Raw genomic sequence first — 15,795 nt, forward strand, 5'->3', positions numbered from 1 at the left:
TATTTATAATCAGTATGGTTAAGAAAAGACTAGTTTGAACTATTGATTGTTTTTTCGTCGATTTTTTACGTTTATTGTACTAAAATCTGTTAAATTTTGAATTTTTATTTGTGTATTAAAAATATTTATTGTTATATTTGGGTATCACTAAATCAAAAAATAACATTTGCCTATCGAATAAAAATACTTTTTAGAGTTGTAAAAACTATTCCCAAACCAAAAACTAAAAGGTATTATTATGGCTAATGTTGTACTTCCGGACGCAGTCCTAGTGAAAAATTATGTAGGTGGAGACGAAAATGCTTTAGCTACATTAATTGAAAGACACCAATCTAAGATTTACGGTTTCATTTATTCTAAGGTAACGGACAGAGATGTTACCGAGGATATCTTTCAGGACACTTTTATTAAGGTTATTAAAACTTTAAAGACAAAAAACTATAACGAAGAGGGTAAATTCCTTCCTTGGGTAATGCGTATTTCCCATAATTTGATAGTAGACCATTTCAGAAAAACCAAGAAAATGCCTTTCAACCGAGAAACAGAGGAATTTTCTATTTTTTCAATAATGTCTGATAACAGCCCGAACATCGAAAGTAAGATCATAACCGAACAGGTTGAGGTTGATTTACAGCGTTTAATTAACGAATTGCCCGACGATCAAAGAGAAGTTTTGGTAATGCGAATTTACGACGATTTGAGCTTTAAGGAAATTGCAGATTTAACAGGCGTTAGCATCAATACTGCTTTAGGGAGGATGCGTTACGCTTTAATGAACCTGAGAAAAGTAATTGAAAAAAATCAAATAATTTTGACCAATTAGACAATATTTGGATTTGAGTTGCGTTATTGCTATATAATTTAAATGCAAAAAAATGGCAAAACTCTACTCTAAGAAGAAAAAAGCAACTCCAAAAATGTCACCTAAAAAAGAAACAGTAAGTTTTTTGCTCAATTATTCTAAAGCTTTGAGCATTACAAAAGTAGGAGACTTTACTTTTGAGAACATTGCTAATTAGGAAAATGCCCCGAGATGATAATTTCGGGGCATTTTTTATTTCGTTTTATAGTATTCTTCAAGTACTGATTTTCTTCCTATAGTCTTGGTAATGATGTCTTTCTCCAGATTCCAACCGCGAGCCGGAGAATATTCTCGTCCGTACCAAATAATCTGCAGGTGCAAATCGTTCCAGAGTTCTTTTGGGAAAATGCGTTTGGCGTCTTTTTCGGTTTGTTGAACATTTTTTCCGTTAGTAAGATTCCATCGATACATTAACCTATGAATGTGAGTATCAACCGGAAAAGCCGGAACTCCAAAGGCTTGACTCATTACTACGCTTGCCGTTTTATGCCCGACAGCCGGTAAAGCTTCTAAAGCTTCAAAACTTTGTGGAACTTCTCCATTGTGTTTTTCGATTAGAATCTGTGATAAACCGTGAATTCCTTTTGATTTCATCGGTGATAATCCGCAAGGTTTGATGATTTCCTTGATTTCTTCTACAGAAAGCTTTACCATATCGTACGGATTATCGGCTTTAGCAAATAAAATTGGTGTAATTTGATTCACGCGAACATCAGTACATTGTGCCGAAAGCAGTACTGCAATCAGCAATGTGTAAGCATCTTTATGATCTAGCGGTATTGGGATTTCGGGGTATTTTTCGTTTAAAGTGTCAATTACGAATTGTACTTTTTCGTCTTTAGTCATCTGTAAGTTCAAGTTAATCATTACGGTATACGAAAATACTATTTTAATCTTAAAGATTAAGGAAGTTTTGATGCTCGGAAACTTTGTACCTTTGCAATTCAAAACTAAGAAATAAATACCATGACTACATTACAAAAAGGCGATAAGGCTCCCAATTTTTCTGCAGTTGATCAGGATGGAATTGCACATAAATTATCCGATTATAAAGGGAAAAAACTGGTTGTATTTTTTTATCCGGCAGCCAGCACACCAAGTTGTACTATTGAAGTTTGTAATTTGAGAGATAATTATTCTGAGTTCACAAGCAAAGGTTATTCGCTTTTAGGAGTTAGTGCCGATACACAAAAAAAACAATCCAATTTCAAGAATAAGTTTGAATTGCCTTTTCCGCTTTTAGCTGATGAAGACAAAAAAGTCATCGAAGCCTTTGGTGTTTGGGGACCAAAGAAATTCATGGGCCGTGAGTTTGACGGAATCCATAGAACTACCTTTATTATTGATGAAAAAGGAATAATTGAAGAGGTGATTACCAAAGTAAAAACAAAGGAACACAGTTCACAAATTTTGAAATAAGACCATAAAAAAGGGAAGCTTTATACAAGTTTCCCTTTTTTAATTATGTGGTTAACAATTAATTTGCTTGTTCAAGTTGTTTTTTTTCACCAAATCCAAACAAGTGATTTTTCTTGATAAGCTCGGCAATACCTTCCGGAAGCATATCTTCCCATCCCGATTTTCCTTTGCTGATCATTTTTAAAACCTCTCGCGAGAAAATTTTAAGGTGGTCTTTATCAAAATCAGTAATGTCGATTACTTTTCCGTTGTAGGCGAAGAATTTGTACAATTCTTTCATACGCGGATGCACTTTCAGGTTTTGAGAGTTTACAATTTCCCCGTTTTCTTCCATCGGATATAAGAATACTTTCAAATCGCGGTAGAATAATTTACCAAAAGCTTCCAAAATTCCTCCACTCAAATGACGGTAGTATTTCTCGTCAAAGATATCGATAAGATTACTTACTCCCATGGCCAATCCCATACGAGCCTTGGTGTATTCGGAGAAGTATTCCACTACTTTATAGTATTCCTGGAAGTTGGAAATCATTACCGTTTGACCTAAAGAACAAAGTAGTTCTGCTCGGTCCATAAAGTCGCGCTCGTCAATTTCTCCTTCCGAACGCAAGTTGGAAAGTGTAATTTCAAAAACCACAAGCGTATTTTCTTTTTCTACCTTTTTCTCCTGAACAAACATCTCCAACGATTTCTCGTACATGTCCATGTTTACTTTTGTAACCGGACGAAAACTTCCGCGTAAGGCAAGAATATTCTTTTTATATAAAACGGCAGCCGGTAATACATTGTGCCCGTCAGGTCCAAACATTACGGCGTCGGTCATACCGTTTTTAACCAATTGCAAACTCATCAAACGGTTGTCTACATCTTCAAAACGAGGCCCAGAGAAATTGATGGTGTCAATTTCCAACTGATCCTTGTCTAAGTGGTCGTATAAATAACGCAATAAACGTTTTGGTTCGTTGTATTTGTAAAAAGCTCCGTAAATTAGGTTAACTCCAAGAATACCAAGGGTTTCCTGTTGTAATTTAGAGTCATTTTCTTTAAAACGGATATGTAAAATGATTTCGTTATAGTCTTCATTAGGATCAACCTGAAATTTGATTCCAACCCAACCGTGTCCTTTGAATTGTTTTGCGAAATCAATAGTAGCGACCGTATTGGCATAACTAAAAAACATTTTGTCCGGATGTTTTTCGCGGTTTAAACGTTCTTCCATTAAACGCGCTTCATGGGAAAGCATTTTTCTTAAACGACTTTCGGTTACGTAACGTCCATCATCTTCTACACCATAAATTGCGTCACTGTAATCTTTGTCGTAAGCTGACATCGCTTTGGCAATAGTACCTGAAGAACCTCCTGCACGGAAAAAATGGCGTACGGTTTCCTGTCCGGCACCAATCTCTGAAAAGGTCCCGTAAATATTTTTATTTAAATTGATTCGTAAAGCTTTGTCTGAAATTGCAGGAATGTGCTCAATCTCTCGATCGCCTTTTAGTATAATTTCTCCTTCGGAATTCTTCATAAAATAGATAATATTGACAAAGTTAACAAATTAGGTATTTTCACAAAAGATAAATAATCCTATTTTTGTAAAAATTAGCACAAACTTTGAAAGTATATTTTTTAGGAACCGGAACCTCGCAAGGTATTCCCGTAATTGGGAGCACGCATCCGGTTTGTTTGAGTAACGATTTTAAAGACAAACGTTTAAGGGTTTCCGTGCGGTTGCAGTGGGAAAATTATTCTTTTGTTATTGACTGCGGACCCGATTTTCGTCAGCAAATGATCGTTTCCAAAACAGACCATTTGGACGGCATTCTTTTTACCCACGAGCATGCAGACCATACCGCCGGACTTGACGATATTCGCCCATTTAATTTCCGTCAGGGAGCAATTCCGGTTTATGCTGATAAACGCGTTGTTAAAAGTCTGAAAGACCGCTTCGGTTATATTTTTGAAACGGAGAACCGTTACCCAGGAGCACCATCAGTTGAAGTGGTAGAAATTGAGAATGATAAGCCGTTTTCTATAGGAAATAAAACAGCTGTTCCAATAAAGGTTTGGCATGGAAATTTAGACGTTTTTGGTTTTCGAATTGATGATTTTGCCTATTTAACCGATGTGAAAACCATTGACCAGCGTGAAATTGAAAAGCTTAAAGGCGTAAAAACTCTAGTGGTTAACGCTTTACGTGAAGAACCACATTCAACCCATTTTAATTTAGAGGAAGCGCTTGATTTTGTGGCGCTTATCCAACCTGAAAGAGCTTATTTTACCCACATCAGTCATAACTTGGGATTCCATGAAGAAGTTGAAAAAAATCTTCCTGAGAATGTGTTTTTGGCTTATGATAATTTAGAAATTACTATTTAATTTTATGAAAAAAGCAATTTTATATTTATTTATTCTTTCGTTGTTGCTGAATGTATTTCAGTACATGAATTCTACAAAAATCCTGAAAACCCAAATAAAGGAAATTGAAAATGCCAAAGCCAAAATCCAAACGGTTAGGGATTCGTCCAATATTTATTACAACAATATGCTGGACGCCAATTATTTTGCTTTGGAAACCAACGACGAATCCATCAATTATTTTTCGAATTACGATATTAATCAGCTTTCGGAAAAAATTAAATCTGAATTAATGGCCATGAACGATGCCAAAGAAGGTAATCGTCTGGTTCCTTATGATCCAGTTGATGGCAACAAATTCATCATTAATAAAATCAAGATTCTTAACCATCGTTGGATTATTGCAGATGTCTATTCCGGTAATTTAAGAGGTGAAATTCTAATCAAATATTTTGTAAATGAGAACAAACCAACGGATTTTGAGACCATTGAAACGATTTTACATTCTAAAATTAAAATCGAACAATAAAATTGTAGTATTTTAGTTTTAAATTAGCTTAACTATACCAAATGAGAATAGCTTTACAAATAGCAGCAGCAGCTTTTTTGTTCACTTCGTGTGATTTTATCCTTAAAGATCACAGTAAAGACGACGAAGTAATCATGAAACAAAATACAGTTGTTGTAGGTAATGATAAAGATGATAAAGGATGTGTAACTTCGGCAGGTTATATGTGGTCGGAAGTTCGCAAAGGTTGTATCCGTGTTTTTGAAGAAGGTTACCGGCTAGCTCCTTATAAAGATCAGGCGGAAGCCTCCGAAGAGGATAACGAACAGGCTACTTTAAATGCCTATATTGTTTTCAGTAATGATAAAAACGTGGCCGAACTATTTCTTCCAAACGAAACCAAATCGGTGCTGCTGCAACGTGAAGCTGAAGGAAAGCCGTATCTTCATGAAGATTGGATGCTGGAATCATGGAAAGGTTATGTTTTAAAGAAATCCGGAAAAATTCAATACGTTTCGGCCATTGCAAAAGAAAAGAAATTTACCGGTAGTGATACTGGGGAATAAATAAAAATCCCGCTTACAAGAGCGGGATTTTTTATGTTTTTTAGGACTGCAACCAGTTTTTGAAATCATAGAAATTCTGTGGAGCGACACCATGTCCTACGGGATATTCTTTGTAAATTACATCCAAGCCTAATTCTTTTAAAAACTCGGGTGCTTTTCTGGCCCAATCTACTGGGATTACCTGATCGACACTTCCGTGGGAAATAAAGAACCTTAAATTTGAAATAGCGTTATTTCTGAAATTTTCGTCAATAATGTCTAAATTCAAATAACCACTTAAAGCTACCACACGCTGCACTTTTTCCGGATAGGAAAGCGCAACAGCATAACTTAAAATTGATCCCTGACTGAAACCGATTAACGTAACATTATTTTTATCAATTGGATAATTTGCAGTCAGTTCATCAATAAATGAAGCAATTAAATCACGGGATTCTCTGGCTTGATCATTGTCTGAGAACTTGTTTTCATCCGCATCAAAATGAATGGCATACCAAGCATTTCCATAAGGTGGAAGCGAATAAGGTGCGCGAGCCGAAATCACATAATATTCTTCCGGTAATTCACTGGCAAAGGAAAATAAATCTTCTTCATTACTTCCATAACCGTGCAATAAAAGCAACAACGGATTTTTTTCTAATTTGATTTTTGGTTCTCTAACCAGATGATATAAAGATAAATTCATGTTCAATTATAAATTTTTAAACCAATCCTGAAAATAATTTCCAACTAATGGTGTGATTTTCTGTTCGCCTTGTACTGCACCAACGAATCCAAAAACCCAAAGAACAACACAAAAAACATAGAATGGAATTGTAATGGCCCAGCTGTCAAAATAACCAACAAAGTAGCCAATAATGTAAAACATCAGATTGATTCCCAATGCCTGGCGGTTGTGAAACGAAGCGAAAGGGTTTTTCTTTTCGTTGTTCATTAAAATTGCAATCAATGTTCCGATAATGGTGATATAACTTATGATTGCGGTTGTTTTTCCTTCTTCAACTGTATTGTTTTCCATGACGAATTAGTTTAAGATTAATTGTCCGTTATTGTAAATTCCATAGACTTTACCTTTCATAGGTTGTCCTAAAAAGGCCGAATTTTTAGATTTTGATAAGATGTTTTCTTTTGTAAATTCCCAGTTTCCGTCTGTGGTAAATAAGGATAAAGAGGCTTTGTTACCTTCTTTGATGGTTAATTTTTCAATTCCGAAAACAGATTTTCCATTGGTAAGTTTTTCGATGATAGTCTCAACAGGCAAAACATTTTGTAAGGCTCCGAAAGCACTTTCCAAACCAATGGTTCCGTTTTTGGCGTTATCGAATTCCATCTTTTTCAATTCGACGTCCATAGGATTGTGATCGGAAGTAATCATGTCAATGGTTCCATCCAAAACGCCTTGAATCAATGCTTTTCTGTGGTTTTCATCGCGTAATGGCGGTGTTACTTTGTATCTTGAATCGAATCCGGTCAAGACTTCATCAGTCAATACCAAATTGTGAACCGCTACCGAACAGGTTACGTTCAAACTTTTAGCTTTTGCCGCTTTAATCAATTCTACCGATTTTGCAGATGAAATAGTTGGAATATGCAATTTTCCACCGGTATATTCTAATAAGAAAAGGTTTCGTGCCACTTCAAGTTCTTCGGCTAAAGAAGGAATTCCTTTAAGTCCTAGTCTTGTGCTTACCAATCCCTCATGAACCACACCGTTTCCTTTTATGGTTTTGTCTTGGCAATAGGCGACTACCAAACCGTCAAAATCCTGAACGTACTGTAATCCGATTTTTAACAGATTGGCGTTATCTAAATTTTTAGTGTAATCACCGAAAGCAATTGCTCCGGCGTTTTTCATGTCGAACATTTCGGCCAAATCAGTTCCGTCGCTGTTTTTAGTGAATGCACCGATCGGATGTAATGCTGTTGCAAACCCGTTGGCTTTATTCAGTACAAAGCTTACTTGAGATTGATTGTCTATAATGGGAAAAGAATTGGGTTGTAAAGCAACATCGGTAAAACCGCTTTTAGCCGCTGTGTTCAATCCGTTTGCAATGGTTTCACGGTCTTCAAAACCCGGTTCGCCAAAAGAAACTGAAGAATCGAACCAACCTTGTGAAATATGTAAATTCTCTAATTCCACAACTTTGAAATCATTACCAGCCGTGATATTTAAGCCAATTTCTTTAATGATTCCATTTTCGATTTTAAGGTCTGCTTTTTTATTGTGAAACGGACTTTGGTTATCTAATACAGTTGCGTTTTTAAAAATTACGTTCATTTTACGAATTTTTGGATTAGTAGTTCAAGTAGTAAAAATAGTAGTGTTGCAATAATGAAATACTTCCAGATTTCGTTACCGGTTCGTGACGAATGAATATCGTCAAAAACTGTAGCTACCGAATTCACAGAAGTAAAATCATCAAATAAGTTGGTGTTGTCAAGGCTTAAATCACTCTCAGTTCTCGGGTAATTAAAGCTGATGTTTTTAAGGTTTTCTTTATTTTTCATCACGGAGAAATTCCCTGAAACTGATGGGTAATCACCAAATGAAAGCTTTATTTTGTTGTTCAGGATTTGTTGCATCGGAATGAAATCAGACGTTTGGTTTGCAATTGTGACCACTTCGTCTTTTGAGAGTAAAACGTCTAAAATAAGGTTTTGATTTTCTCCGATTGTATAAGCAGAAATTCCCGTTTTCATGTTGTTTTGCGCCATGTTGTAAAACGTCGGAACAATTAATGGGGAATTTTGAAAATTGCTGTTTGTTTTGTTTATCGGTGCAGAAAAAAGATAAAAAGCTCCAATCTTATTTGTTGTCGAGCCTAAGAAAAAAGACTGATCGGCAAAGCTTAAAATAGGCGAAAGGTTTCCGCTGAAGGTAAATAAGGAACTTACTTTCGGGTATTGGAAATTCTCTGTTTTTTTCTCGAAAACCGTTTGGTACAATGGATGACTGAATGCAATTTTGGTTATCTGTTTTTCCTGATTTTGTAGCGTCCCAATTTTTACTCCGCTGAAATTACTTAAAAAATCATTAATGTTTTGAGCAGAACTTTCTGAAGAAGGAATCAGTACTACATTTCCACCTTTGGCATAAAAATCTTTTAAGGTGGTTCCAAGAGATTGTGGAATTTCTTTTAGCTCATTTAAAACCACAGCGTCTTGATTATCAATAGAATTGTAATTCAGGGAACTTAAGTCTGAATTAGTAAAATTGAATTCGTCTGCAGTATATATTCGGGAAAGAAAATCGTTTTTAGATGCTTCACCAATTACGGTAACATTTGATTTTTCAGGTTTTGAAATGCTGAAATAATAGCTGTTGTCATATGTTAAACTATTATCTTCGATGGAAACATATCCGTGGAAATCTTTCTTTGGTAGTGTAAATGCAACTGATTTTTTATCGGTTTCTGTTTGGATTACAGTTTTAGCAATCAGGTTTTTACCATCAAAAACAGACATTGGGATTTCGTTTTTACCTTCGCCGTAAACCGAAACATCTACTTTGATCTGGTAAAAATTTTCCAAATGCTGACTGATGGAAACCTTATCAATACTTACATTGGTTTTATTTTCCGCGGCCGGAAGCAAAGCGTAAACCGATTTGTGTTGGGATAATTTGTCAAAGCCCTTCTGGTTGGTACCAATTGCATCGGTAACCACAACAATATCAAGCGGATGGTTGTGTTTTTTCGTTTCGATTTTAGTCAGAAGAAAATCTAATTGAAAAGGAGTTGAGCTGTATTTTAAATTCTGTAACTCCTTTTGAATTGATTTAATGTCGGTATCCCAAAAGGTTTCGGTACAAGTTACCAATGAAAAACGTTGGTTTTCAGGAGTGTTTTCCAATACATCCTGAACGGCGCGTTTGAGCAATTCACCTTTACTTCCTTTGGCCTGCATTGAGAAGGAATTATCCAAAACAATAACCATTTCGTTGGCGGAACTCTCACTGTCTTTCGCTTTGAAAAAAGGCTGTGCGAAGGCAAAAATTAAGCAGGCAAGTAAAAGTAAGCGTGTAACAAGCAACAACCATTTCTTAATAGTGGAGCTTTTGCGGGTTTGCATACTGAGTTCTTTCAGCAGGCGAACGTTGGTAAAATATTCTTTTTTAAAACGGCGTAACTGAAATAAATGCACTAAAATTGGTATGACCAACAGAAAAAGGAAATACAGAATTTCAGGATGTTTGAATTGCATTTATTTTAAAGATTTTTCAAAGATAATCATTTTTAGTATTCAGTCACAGTCTCAGTGTTGAGTTTTTCTGGTAACAGGGACTGAAAACCGAGACTATTTTTTCTTTCTTTTCGCTGCACGTGTTCGTTCTACACCGCGATTGGTTGGTTTTGTTTTTCTTGGATTACGTTTTCCAGGGCCGCCAAGGTTAACTTTTTTGTTTTTCTCAGACTTTTCGTGAAATGCAGCACCGCCTTCAAGTTTCACTTTTTTCATCAGGAATTTTACTTTTTTCTTGTCTTTTTCAAATTCCAGACGCTTTTCTTCAATTTTGATGGAAGCTGGGATTTCGAGAATTTCCAGTTCTTTTTCCATTAAAAGTTCGGCTTCAACTTGGAATTCTTCCTCTGTTGGTGCAATCATGCTGATGGCAATTCCGTCTTTATCAGCACGACCGGTACGTCCAATTCTGTGGATGTACTGCTCCGGAACTTCTGAAAACTGCATGTTGATTACGTGGGTAATATCGGAAATATCCAAACCACGCGCCATGATATCTGTAGTTACAATTCCTCTAATTTCTCCGTTTTGGAAACTCGCCATGGTGTTCAAACGGTAATTTTGCGATTTGTTGGAGTGGATTACCCCGAATTGCTCCGGAAAATCTTCTTCTAATAAATCCATCAAAATATCGGCAACTTTTTTATTGTTTACAAAAACCAAAAGACGCTCCATCGTTTCATCTTCGGTAAGTAAATGTTTCAGTAAGTTAACTTTAGTAAGGAAATTAGGAACGTGATAACCAATCTGTTTAATTTTCTCCAAAGGCGTTCCGGATTGCGCCAAAGAAACTTCTTCAGGAAAATCAAAGTATTCGTCCAAAAGCTCGTCCACTTCATCGGTCATGGTTGCGGAAAACAAAATGTTCTGACGTTTGGGACGCATCATGGAAAGGATGGAGGTAATCTGAAATCTAAAACCTAAATTCAGGATTTCATCAAATTCATCAATAACCAATTTCTGCATTTCATCAAAACGAACCACATTGTCCAAAGCCAAATCCATCATACGGCCCGGAGTTCCTACTAAAATATCAACACCTTGATATACAGAGGTTTTTTGTGTATTGATGTTCACACCTCCGTAAATACCCAAAACACGAACAGACATGTATTTGGTTAGTTTTTCAACTTCTTCGGCTACTTGCACTACTAATTCGCGGGTTGGTACGATGATGACCACTTTCGGAGTGTGCGTTGGTGTAAATTTCCATTGTTTTAAGATGGGAAGCAGGTACGCATAGGTTTTACCGGTTCCCGTTTGGGCAATACCCATTACATCACGGCCCGACATGATTACAGGAAATGATCGTTCCTGAATAGGAGTAGGCGTGGTTAAACCGATTTCATCGATTGCTTTCTGTAATGATTTCGGTAGGTTAAATTGCTCAAAACTGCTCATAAAACGGATATTTTGGGCAAAGATACAATTTCTGAGCCAGTTATCCTTGTTTAGGATTCAGTTGAGGAGTTTTAGCGTTAAAAACGAAAGTAGTTTTATACCAAATTCAGTTGCAATAATTGTTTGACTTTGTTTACCAGTTGTATCGGATCAAATGGTTTGGCTACAAATTCGTCCACACCTAAATTGAATACTTCAATTACGGTTTGATCTTCTTTTCCCAGCGTGGAAACCATTAAAATTGGGGTAGTAGGATAATTTGTTTTGGCAAAAAGGGTGATTTCTAATCCGGATTTGTAAGGCATCATGATATCGGTAATAATCAAATCGGGGTTTATTTGACTGATTTTTTCAATGCCTTCGATACCATTACTGGCGGTATGTGTTTCGAAACCTTCTTTTTTCAGCAGAAAGTCCAGAATGTTGATGACAATCATATCATCGTCGATAATTAGGATTTTTTTCATTGGTTGTTTTAAAATTTATAGTGAAAGGTTAAAAACAAATCGTATTCATTCTGAAAATTGTTAGGCGAATATTCCTGACGGTTGTACATTCCTTGTACTCCTACACAATAATGTTGCCACAGCAATTTGTAATATCCGGCTCCAAAGCGGTATGAATTTAAGGTGATGCGTTGTTGGAACTGCCCTAAGGTTACGCGCTCGTCGGGAGAAGTTCCGTAACCGGTTATAAGCGTTGCATAATCGTATTTGGTATCGAAATAATAACGAGCAGTAGCTGTAAAAGCAGGGTACAGTTTATCATTGTCCCATTGTAAATACGATTTCAGGTTAAGCCAGAATGAACCCACATATTTTCCGATTCCTATAACTCCTGCGTATAATTCTTTATCGCTTGTTTTGGTGTATCGGATGCCTAAATCACCTTCCCATCCTTTTCCTAAATTATGGAAATAGGAGTAAGCAAGGCGTAATTTTGGGAAAACGGTTTCATCACTAACGGCAATATTCGCAAAAGAGTAGCTTTTTGGCCCGTTCAGGAAATACGTTTCAAATTCGTATTGCAATCCGGAATTTATGCTTTCACCAAATGAGCGTCTGTCGGCATAATTAATACGACCGATAAGTGTTAGTTTTTTGCGTTCGCGAATGTATTGTAAACCAACCAAATGCCAAGGACCAACACCATCTCTACTGAAAGTGGTGTAATTGTAATTGAAGCCGAAGCGGTCGGAATTTGTTTTGAGTTTCAGTTCCGTGATTTCGTTTTTGAAACGTTGGTCTTCCGGGAATTTTTCGGCTAAATAAGAAAGATAGGAAATCGTTTGTTCATCGTTGTTTTTTAAACGAATTGCATCAGATTTCAACAGATAAAATTCTTTTTCTTCGGGATAGAACGTTAGTGCTTTATCGATGGTTGTATTTGCGTTTTCATCGTTTTTCTGTTCCAGTTCTAATTTGGACAAATACAGAAAAGCGTCTTTGTATTTCGGGTTTTTATTGATAACATGGTTAAAGTAATAACGCGCGCTGTCACTAGTTTTGTTTTGCAAATGCACTCTTCCTAAAAGTAAGTGAAAATCGAGATAATCCGGAGCATTTTTGATTCCGATGTGAGCCAATTTAAGGGTTTTAGAAGCATCTTTTTGGATGTTGAATTGCTTTGAAGCTTCTGTTAAAAGGCTGTCTGTATCAATCTTTTGAGCCTGTAAATTAGCAGTCCAAAGAATATTTAAAACGATAAAAACTACGATTCTTTTCACGATTGCTGAGTTGAGTTAATAAATCCTTTGCGCGACATTATTCCCCATTTTTGTTTTCTTCTGGCAATGAAATTCCAATAACCTTTTAATGAAGCATATACGTTAATCGGGTGGTAAACAAAAGGTTCGATAAAAACCATTGCAATTAGTGTGGCAATCTCTTTGATATTTGAATAATGCCTGTACAGCAATTGGTCCAATAACACGGAAATTAAAGTGATTGTAGTGTAAAATAAATAGATGAACACACTGACAATTAATAGAAAATCATAATTGATTTCAAAAAATAACATATCCAAAATCAGAACAATAATTCCGATAAGTTCTAAAATAGGTACGGCAAATTCAAAAAGTACAAAATAAGGAAAGGCAAACATACCGGTTCTTCCATATTTCGGGTTGAAAAACACTTTCTTGTGAAGCCATAAAGTTTGGATAAGTCCTCTTGACCAACGGGTCCGTTGCTTCATGAAAAGTTCCATCGTACTGGGAACTTCCGTCCAGCAAAGTGTTTCCGGAATATACTTGATAAGGAAGTGTTCTTTTTTCTGGTGCATGTATTTGCGCATACGCGTAATCAGCTCAATATCTTCACCTAAAGATTTGTGCCAATACCCGCCAACTTTAATAACTGTTTCTTTGTCGAACATTCCCAAGCCTCCGGAAACTAAAAGCAAACTGTTCATTCGGCTCCAGGCCATTCGTCCGAAAATAAACGCGCGGATGTATTCCAGCTCCTGAAAACGCGAAAAGAAATTATCCGGATAATGCGACTGGTAGAGTTCCCCGTCCTTGAATTCACAAGAATTTGAAATTCTAATGGTCGCTCCCGAAGCAATGACTTTCTCAGTGTTTTCAATAAATGGTTTTGCCAGCATCGCTATAGTATCTTTTCTTAATATGCAATCCACATCGGTACACAAGAAAAGTGAGTATTTTGCAGAATTGATTCCGGCATTGGATGCATCTGCTTTACTGTTTCCGTTTATTTTATCAACTACCAAAAGTTTTGAATAAATCGGGTTTGTAGATTTGTAGTGGCCTCTTACCGGTTTTGTTTTGATTTTCTCCTGATAAAAAAAATCTACTTTGATCAAGCTAAATTCCTCAATAAGTAATTCGAGAGAGTTGTCTGTACTTCCGTCGTTTATGATAATGACTTCAAATTTCGGATATACCTGGGCAAGTAGTGATTTAACATTAAAAACTATTGTAGCCGCTTCGTTAAAGGCAGGTGCTATTACGGAAACACCAATGGTGTGATTTGACTTTATCAGTACATCTTTATGCAGATAATATTTTGAATTATAGTATTTCTTAATTGCCAGATAGGAAAAAACCGCTAAGATCAAATATATCGTGACATAGCTTATGGAATAATAAGCAGAAAAAAGTTCGTAATTTTTTATAAAGGATTCTATGGTTTTCAATTCAGGTAAGGGTTTTTAACATGTAGCGCAATTTTATGAATGAGGCTCTTTTGGTTTAAATCTTCAATGGTATAATCATCGAAAAAGAATGCATCCAACTTATGAATACAGCTCACCAGTTCAAACTTAATTTCCAGATCGTTTTCCTCTGGAAGAAGTGTTTGAGCAAATTCCAAAGTTTCATCGTTACCAATTACACCAAGAGTTTTCAGGCATGAAATTCTGTTTCGTTTGTGGTTCTCTTTCGAATAATGGGCTAGGAGCAGTTGGTTTGCCTGAACAATTTTCAATTCACGGATCGCTAAAAGCGTTTCTTTCCTTACTAAAGCGTCGTCGTGCATCAATAAATAGGTAATCTGGGAAAGGTTTAGGTTAACTTTGTAACGAATGACCAATTTTAGAGCTAAAAGTACGATCGAGTTGTTTTTATGTTGAAGCCATAGTTCTATGTTTTCTGGTACTTCGGATTGCTTCTGATAAATGATGTCGAGTATTTTCAGTTCATCAGCCCTTGAAATTCTATCCTGATAATTGTCAAGAACTCCGAATTTTTCATCCGACAAAGCGATTACAGCAACTAAAGCGTTGGAACGCAGGTATTTGTTTTTGCTTTTCAGAAACGATTTCATGTGCCCTTTCTTGATTTTATAATCGAGTACCTGATAATGATAAATCCCTAATGATTTAAAATACCAGCGTTTGTCATTCAGTAAACGCTGACTGTATTGTTGTAAGTCAAAATATTTATAAATGAGTAAAATCCGATTTTGATCGAAGCCGTGAAGGTTTTGCTTAAATTGAATTAACTTGTTAAGAATCAAGTAGCGGCACCATTTTTCCTGATAAGGAATAGTTCCTTTAAATTCTGCTATTTTCTGTTTTATTTCTTCAGTATTAAAATCACTAAAAATTAGCTCGGTAAGAAAATCGTTTAAGGTTGCATCGATTTTTTTCTTCTTAAAATCCAGTTGTTCAGATTTGTAACGATTACTTAGTAAGGATAGTATCAGAAGAAGAATTACCAGAATAATGACAGGAATTACAATAATTTTTAAAAAAATATATATAAATCCGGCGTTTAAATACTGTTGAAAAAAAGTAGGTTTTAAGCTGTTAAATTTTTCAATTGGTAGTTTAAAAATTTCTAAAGCTGTTTCTGGAATTTTTATAAGCTTATGACCTTCTGAATAGTCGTTCAATAAATGAAACATCAAAAAAATAACAAATTGTGTTTATATTATAGGTTTTCATAACAGATTTGGGGGATTTGTATGGAAAAAATATAA

General features: G+C 35.8%; 17 protein-coding genes. 6 read left to right on the top strand and 11 right to left on the bottom strand.

The genetic code is table 11. The features are described from left to right. Positions 1-238: 238 nt before the first annotated feature. Both LZZ90_RS10115 and LZZ90_RS10120 read left to right on the top strand, forming a co-directional pair. On the top strand, positions 239-823 hold the full coding sequence (locus LZZ90_RS10115) for an RNA polymerase sigma factor (protein WP_237790577.1): 585 nt from the start codon (positions 239-241) through the stop codon (positions 821-823). A gap of 52 nt (positions 824-875) precedes the next feature. Continuing rightward, complete coding sequence (locus LZZ90_RS10120; RefSeq protein WP_237790578.1) at positions 876-1,019, top strand: hypothetical protein; 144 nt, start codon at positions 876-878, stop codon at positions 1,017-1,019. 35 nt (positions 1,020-1,054) lie between these two features. On the opposite strand, the gene nth is transcribed toward LZZ90_RS10120, so the two are convergent. Then, positions 1,055-1,708 (bottom strand): endonuclease III, encoded by a 654-nt coding sequence (nth, locus tag LZZ90_RS10125; RefSeq protein WP_237790579.1) that lies wholly within the window; start codon positions 1,706-1,708, stop codon positions 1,055-1,057. Between the two features lie 120 nt (positions 1,709-1,828). Here nth and bcp point away from each other — a divergent pair, with 120 nt between their 5' ends. Next, positions 1,829-2,281 (top strand): thioredoxin-dependent thiol peroxidase, encoded by a 453-nt coding sequence (bcp, locus tag LZZ90_RS10130; RefSeq protein ID WP_237790580.1) that lies wholly within the window; start codon positions 1,829-1,831, stop codon positions 2,279-2,281. 58 nt (positions 2,282-2,339) lie between these two features. Here the strand turns inward: bcp and LZZ90_RS10135 are convergent, their stop codons facing one another. After that, a complete protein-coding gene (locus LZZ90_RS10135) occupies positions 2,340-3,806 on the bottom strand; it encodes a TonB-dependent receptor (protein WP_237790581.1) in 1,467 nt (488 codons plus the stop codon). 86 nt (positions 3,807-3,892) lie between these two features. Here LZZ90_RS10135 and LZZ90_RS10140 point away from each other — a divergent pair, with 86 nt between their 5' ends. From LZZ90_RS10140 to LZZ90_RS10150, 3 genes are read left to right on the top strand one after another with little or no spacing between them, the layout of a single operon-like run. Then, a complete protein-coding gene (locus LZZ90_RS10140) occupies positions 3,893-4,657 on the top strand; it encodes an MBL fold metallo-hydrolase (protein ID WP_237790582.1) in 765 nt (254 codons plus the stop codon). A gap of 4 nt (positions 4,658-4,661) precedes the next feature. Next, on the top strand, positions 4,662-5,165 hold the full coding sequence (locus LZZ90_RS10145) for a hydrolase (RefSeq protein WP_237790583.1): 504 nt from the start codon (positions 4,662-4,664) through the stop codon (positions 5,163-5,165). A gap of 41 nt (positions 5,166-5,206) precedes the next feature. Next, on the top strand, positions 5,207-5,710 hold the full coding sequence (locus LZZ90_RS10150) for a hypothetical protein (RefSeq protein ID WP_237790584.1): 504 nt from the start codon (positions 5,207-5,209) through the stop codon (positions 5,708-5,710). A 40-nt stretch (positions 5,711-5,750) separates the two neighbouring features. On the opposite strand, the gene LZZ90_RS10155 is transcribed toward LZZ90_RS10150, so the two are convergent. The 9 genes from LZZ90_RS10155 to LZZ90_RS10195 all read right to left on the bottom strand — a co-directional run bounded on the left by LZZ90_RS10155 (position 5,751) and on the right by LZZ90_RS10195 (position 15,720). Further along, positions 5,751-6,395, bottom strand: coding sequence for an alpha/beta hydrolase (locus tag LZZ90_RS10155; RefSeq protein WP_237790585.1), 645 nt, complete (start codon positions 6,393-6,395; stop codon positions 5,751-5,753). Between the two features lie 6 nt (positions 6,396-6,401). Beyond that, positions 6,402-6,728: a DUF4870 domain-containing protein gene (locus LZZ90_RS10160; RefSeq protein WP_237790586.1), complete on the bottom strand. Its 327-nt coding sequence runs from the start codon at positions 6,726-6,728 to the stop codon at positions 6,402-6,404. A gap of 6 nt (positions 6,729-6,734) precedes the next feature. Further along, positions 6,735-7,988, bottom strand: a complete 1,254-nt coding sequence (locus tag LZZ90_RS10165; protein WP_237790587.1) for a dihydroorotase family protein — start codon at positions 7,986-7,988, stop codon at positions 6,735-6,737. After that, complete coding sequence (locus LZZ90_RS10170; RefSeq protein ID WP_237790588.1) at positions 7,985-9,913, bottom strand: BatA and WFA domain-containing protein; 1,929 nt, start codon at positions 9,911-9,913, stop codon at positions 7,985-7,987. Before LZZ90_RS10170 ends, LZZ90_RS10165 begins: the two co-directional genes overlap by 4 nt. A gap of 93 nt (positions 9,914-10,006) precedes the next feature. Then, positions 10,007-11,353 carry a DEAD/DEAH box helicase gene (locus LZZ90_RS10175; RefSeq protein WP_237790589.1) on the bottom strand — a complete coding sequence of 449 codons (1,347 nt, stop codon included), beginning with the start codon at positions 11,351-11,353 and terminating at the stop codon, positions 10,007-10,009. Positions 11,354-11,448: 95 nt separating this feature from the next. Beyond that, positions 11,449-11,820 carry a response regulator transcription factor gene (locus tag LZZ90_RS10180; RefSeq protein WP_237790590.1) on the bottom strand — a complete coding sequence of 124 codons (372 nt, stop codon included), beginning with the start codon at positions 11,818-11,820 and terminating at the stop codon, positions 11,449-11,451. Positions 11,821-11,828: 8 nt separating this feature from the next. Next, positions 11,829-13,079 carry a YaiO family outer membrane beta-barrel protein gene (locus tag LZZ90_RS10185; protein WP_237790591.1) on the bottom strand — a complete coding sequence of 417 codons (1,251 nt, stop codon included), beginning with the start codon at positions 13,077-13,079 and terminating at the stop codon, positions 11,829-11,831. Continuing rightward, the gene (locus LZZ90_RS10190; protein ID WP_237790592.1) at positions 13,076-14,509 is read right to left on the bottom strand and encodes a glycosyltransferase; all 1,434 of its coding nucleotides are present in this window, start codon (positions 14,507-14,509) and stop codon (positions 13,076-13,078) included. Before LZZ90_RS10190 ends, LZZ90_RS10185 begins: the two co-directional genes overlap by 4 nt. Beyond that, positions 14,506-15,720 carry a hypothetical protein gene (locus LZZ90_RS10195; RefSeq protein WP_237790593.1) on the bottom strand — a complete coding sequence of 405 codons (1,215 nt, stop codon included), beginning with the start codon at positions 15,718-15,720 and terminating at the stop codon, positions 14,506-14,508. Before LZZ90_RS10195 ends, LZZ90_RS10190 begins: the two co-directional genes overlap by 4 nt. Positions 15,721-15,795: the final 75 nt, after the last annotated feature.

Source organism: Flavobacterium sp. SM15, from assembly GCF_022012335.1.
Taxonomy (GTDB): domain Bacteria; phylum Bacteroidota; class Bacteroidia; order Flavobacteriales; family Flavobacteriaceae; genus Flavobacterium.

Bases quoted from the DNA above. Each gene is read 5' to 3' on its own strand.
- LZZ90_RS10115 (WP_237790577.1), top strand. From the start codon at position 239: ATGGCTAATGTTGTACTTCCGGACGCAGTCCTAGTGAAAAATTATGTA.
- LZZ90_RS10120 (WP_237790578.1), top strand. From the start codon at position 876: ATGGCAAAACTCTACTCTAAGAAGAAAAAAGCAACTCCAAAAATGTCA.
- nth (WP_237790579.1), bottom strand. From the start codon at position 1,708: ATGACTAAAGACGAAAAAGTACAATTCGTAATTGACACTTTAAACGAA.
- bcp (WP_237790580.1), top strand. From the start codon at position 1,829: ATGACTACATTACAAAAAGGCGATAAGGCTCCCAATTTTTCTGCAGTT.
- LZZ90_RS10135 (WP_237790581.1), bottom strand. From the start codon at position 3,806: ATGAAGAATTCCGAAGGAGAAATTATACTAAAAGGCGATCGAGAGATT.
- LZZ90_RS10145 (WP_237790583.1), top strand. From the start codon at position 4,662: ATGAAAAAAGCAATTTTATATTTATTTATTCTTTCGTTGTTGCTGAAT.
- LZZ90_RS10150 (WP_237790584.1), top strand. From the start codon at position 5,207: ATGAGAATAGCTTTACAAATAGCAGCAGCAGCTTTTTTGTTCACTTCG.
- LZZ90_RS10155 (WP_237790585.1), bottom strand. From the start codon at position 6,395: ATGAATTTATCTTTATATCATCTGGTTAGAGAACCAAAAATCAAATTA.
- LZZ90_RS10160 (WP_237790586.1), bottom strand. From the start codon at position 6,728: ATGGAAAACAATACAGTTGAAGAAGGAAAAACAACCGCAATCATAAGT.
- LZZ90_RS10165 (WP_237790587.1), bottom strand. From the start codon at position 7,988: ATGAACGTAATTTTTAAAAACGCAACTGTATTAGATAACCAAAGTCCG.
- LZZ90_RS10170 (WP_237790588.1), bottom strand. From the start codon at position 9,913: ATGCAATTCAAACATCCTGAAATTCTGTATTTCCTTTTTCTGTTGGTC.
- LZZ90_RS10175 (WP_237790589.1), bottom strand. From the start codon at position 11,353: ATGAGCAGTTTTGAGCAATTTAACCTACCGAAATCATTACAGAAAGCA.
- LZZ90_RS10180 (WP_237790590.1), bottom strand. From the start codon at position 11,820: ATGAAAAAAATCCTAATTATCGACGATGATATGATTGTCATCAACATT.
- LZZ90_RS10195 (WP_237790593.1), bottom strand. From the start codon at position 15,720: ATGTTTCATTTATTGAACGACTATTCAGAAGGTCATAAGCTTATAAAA.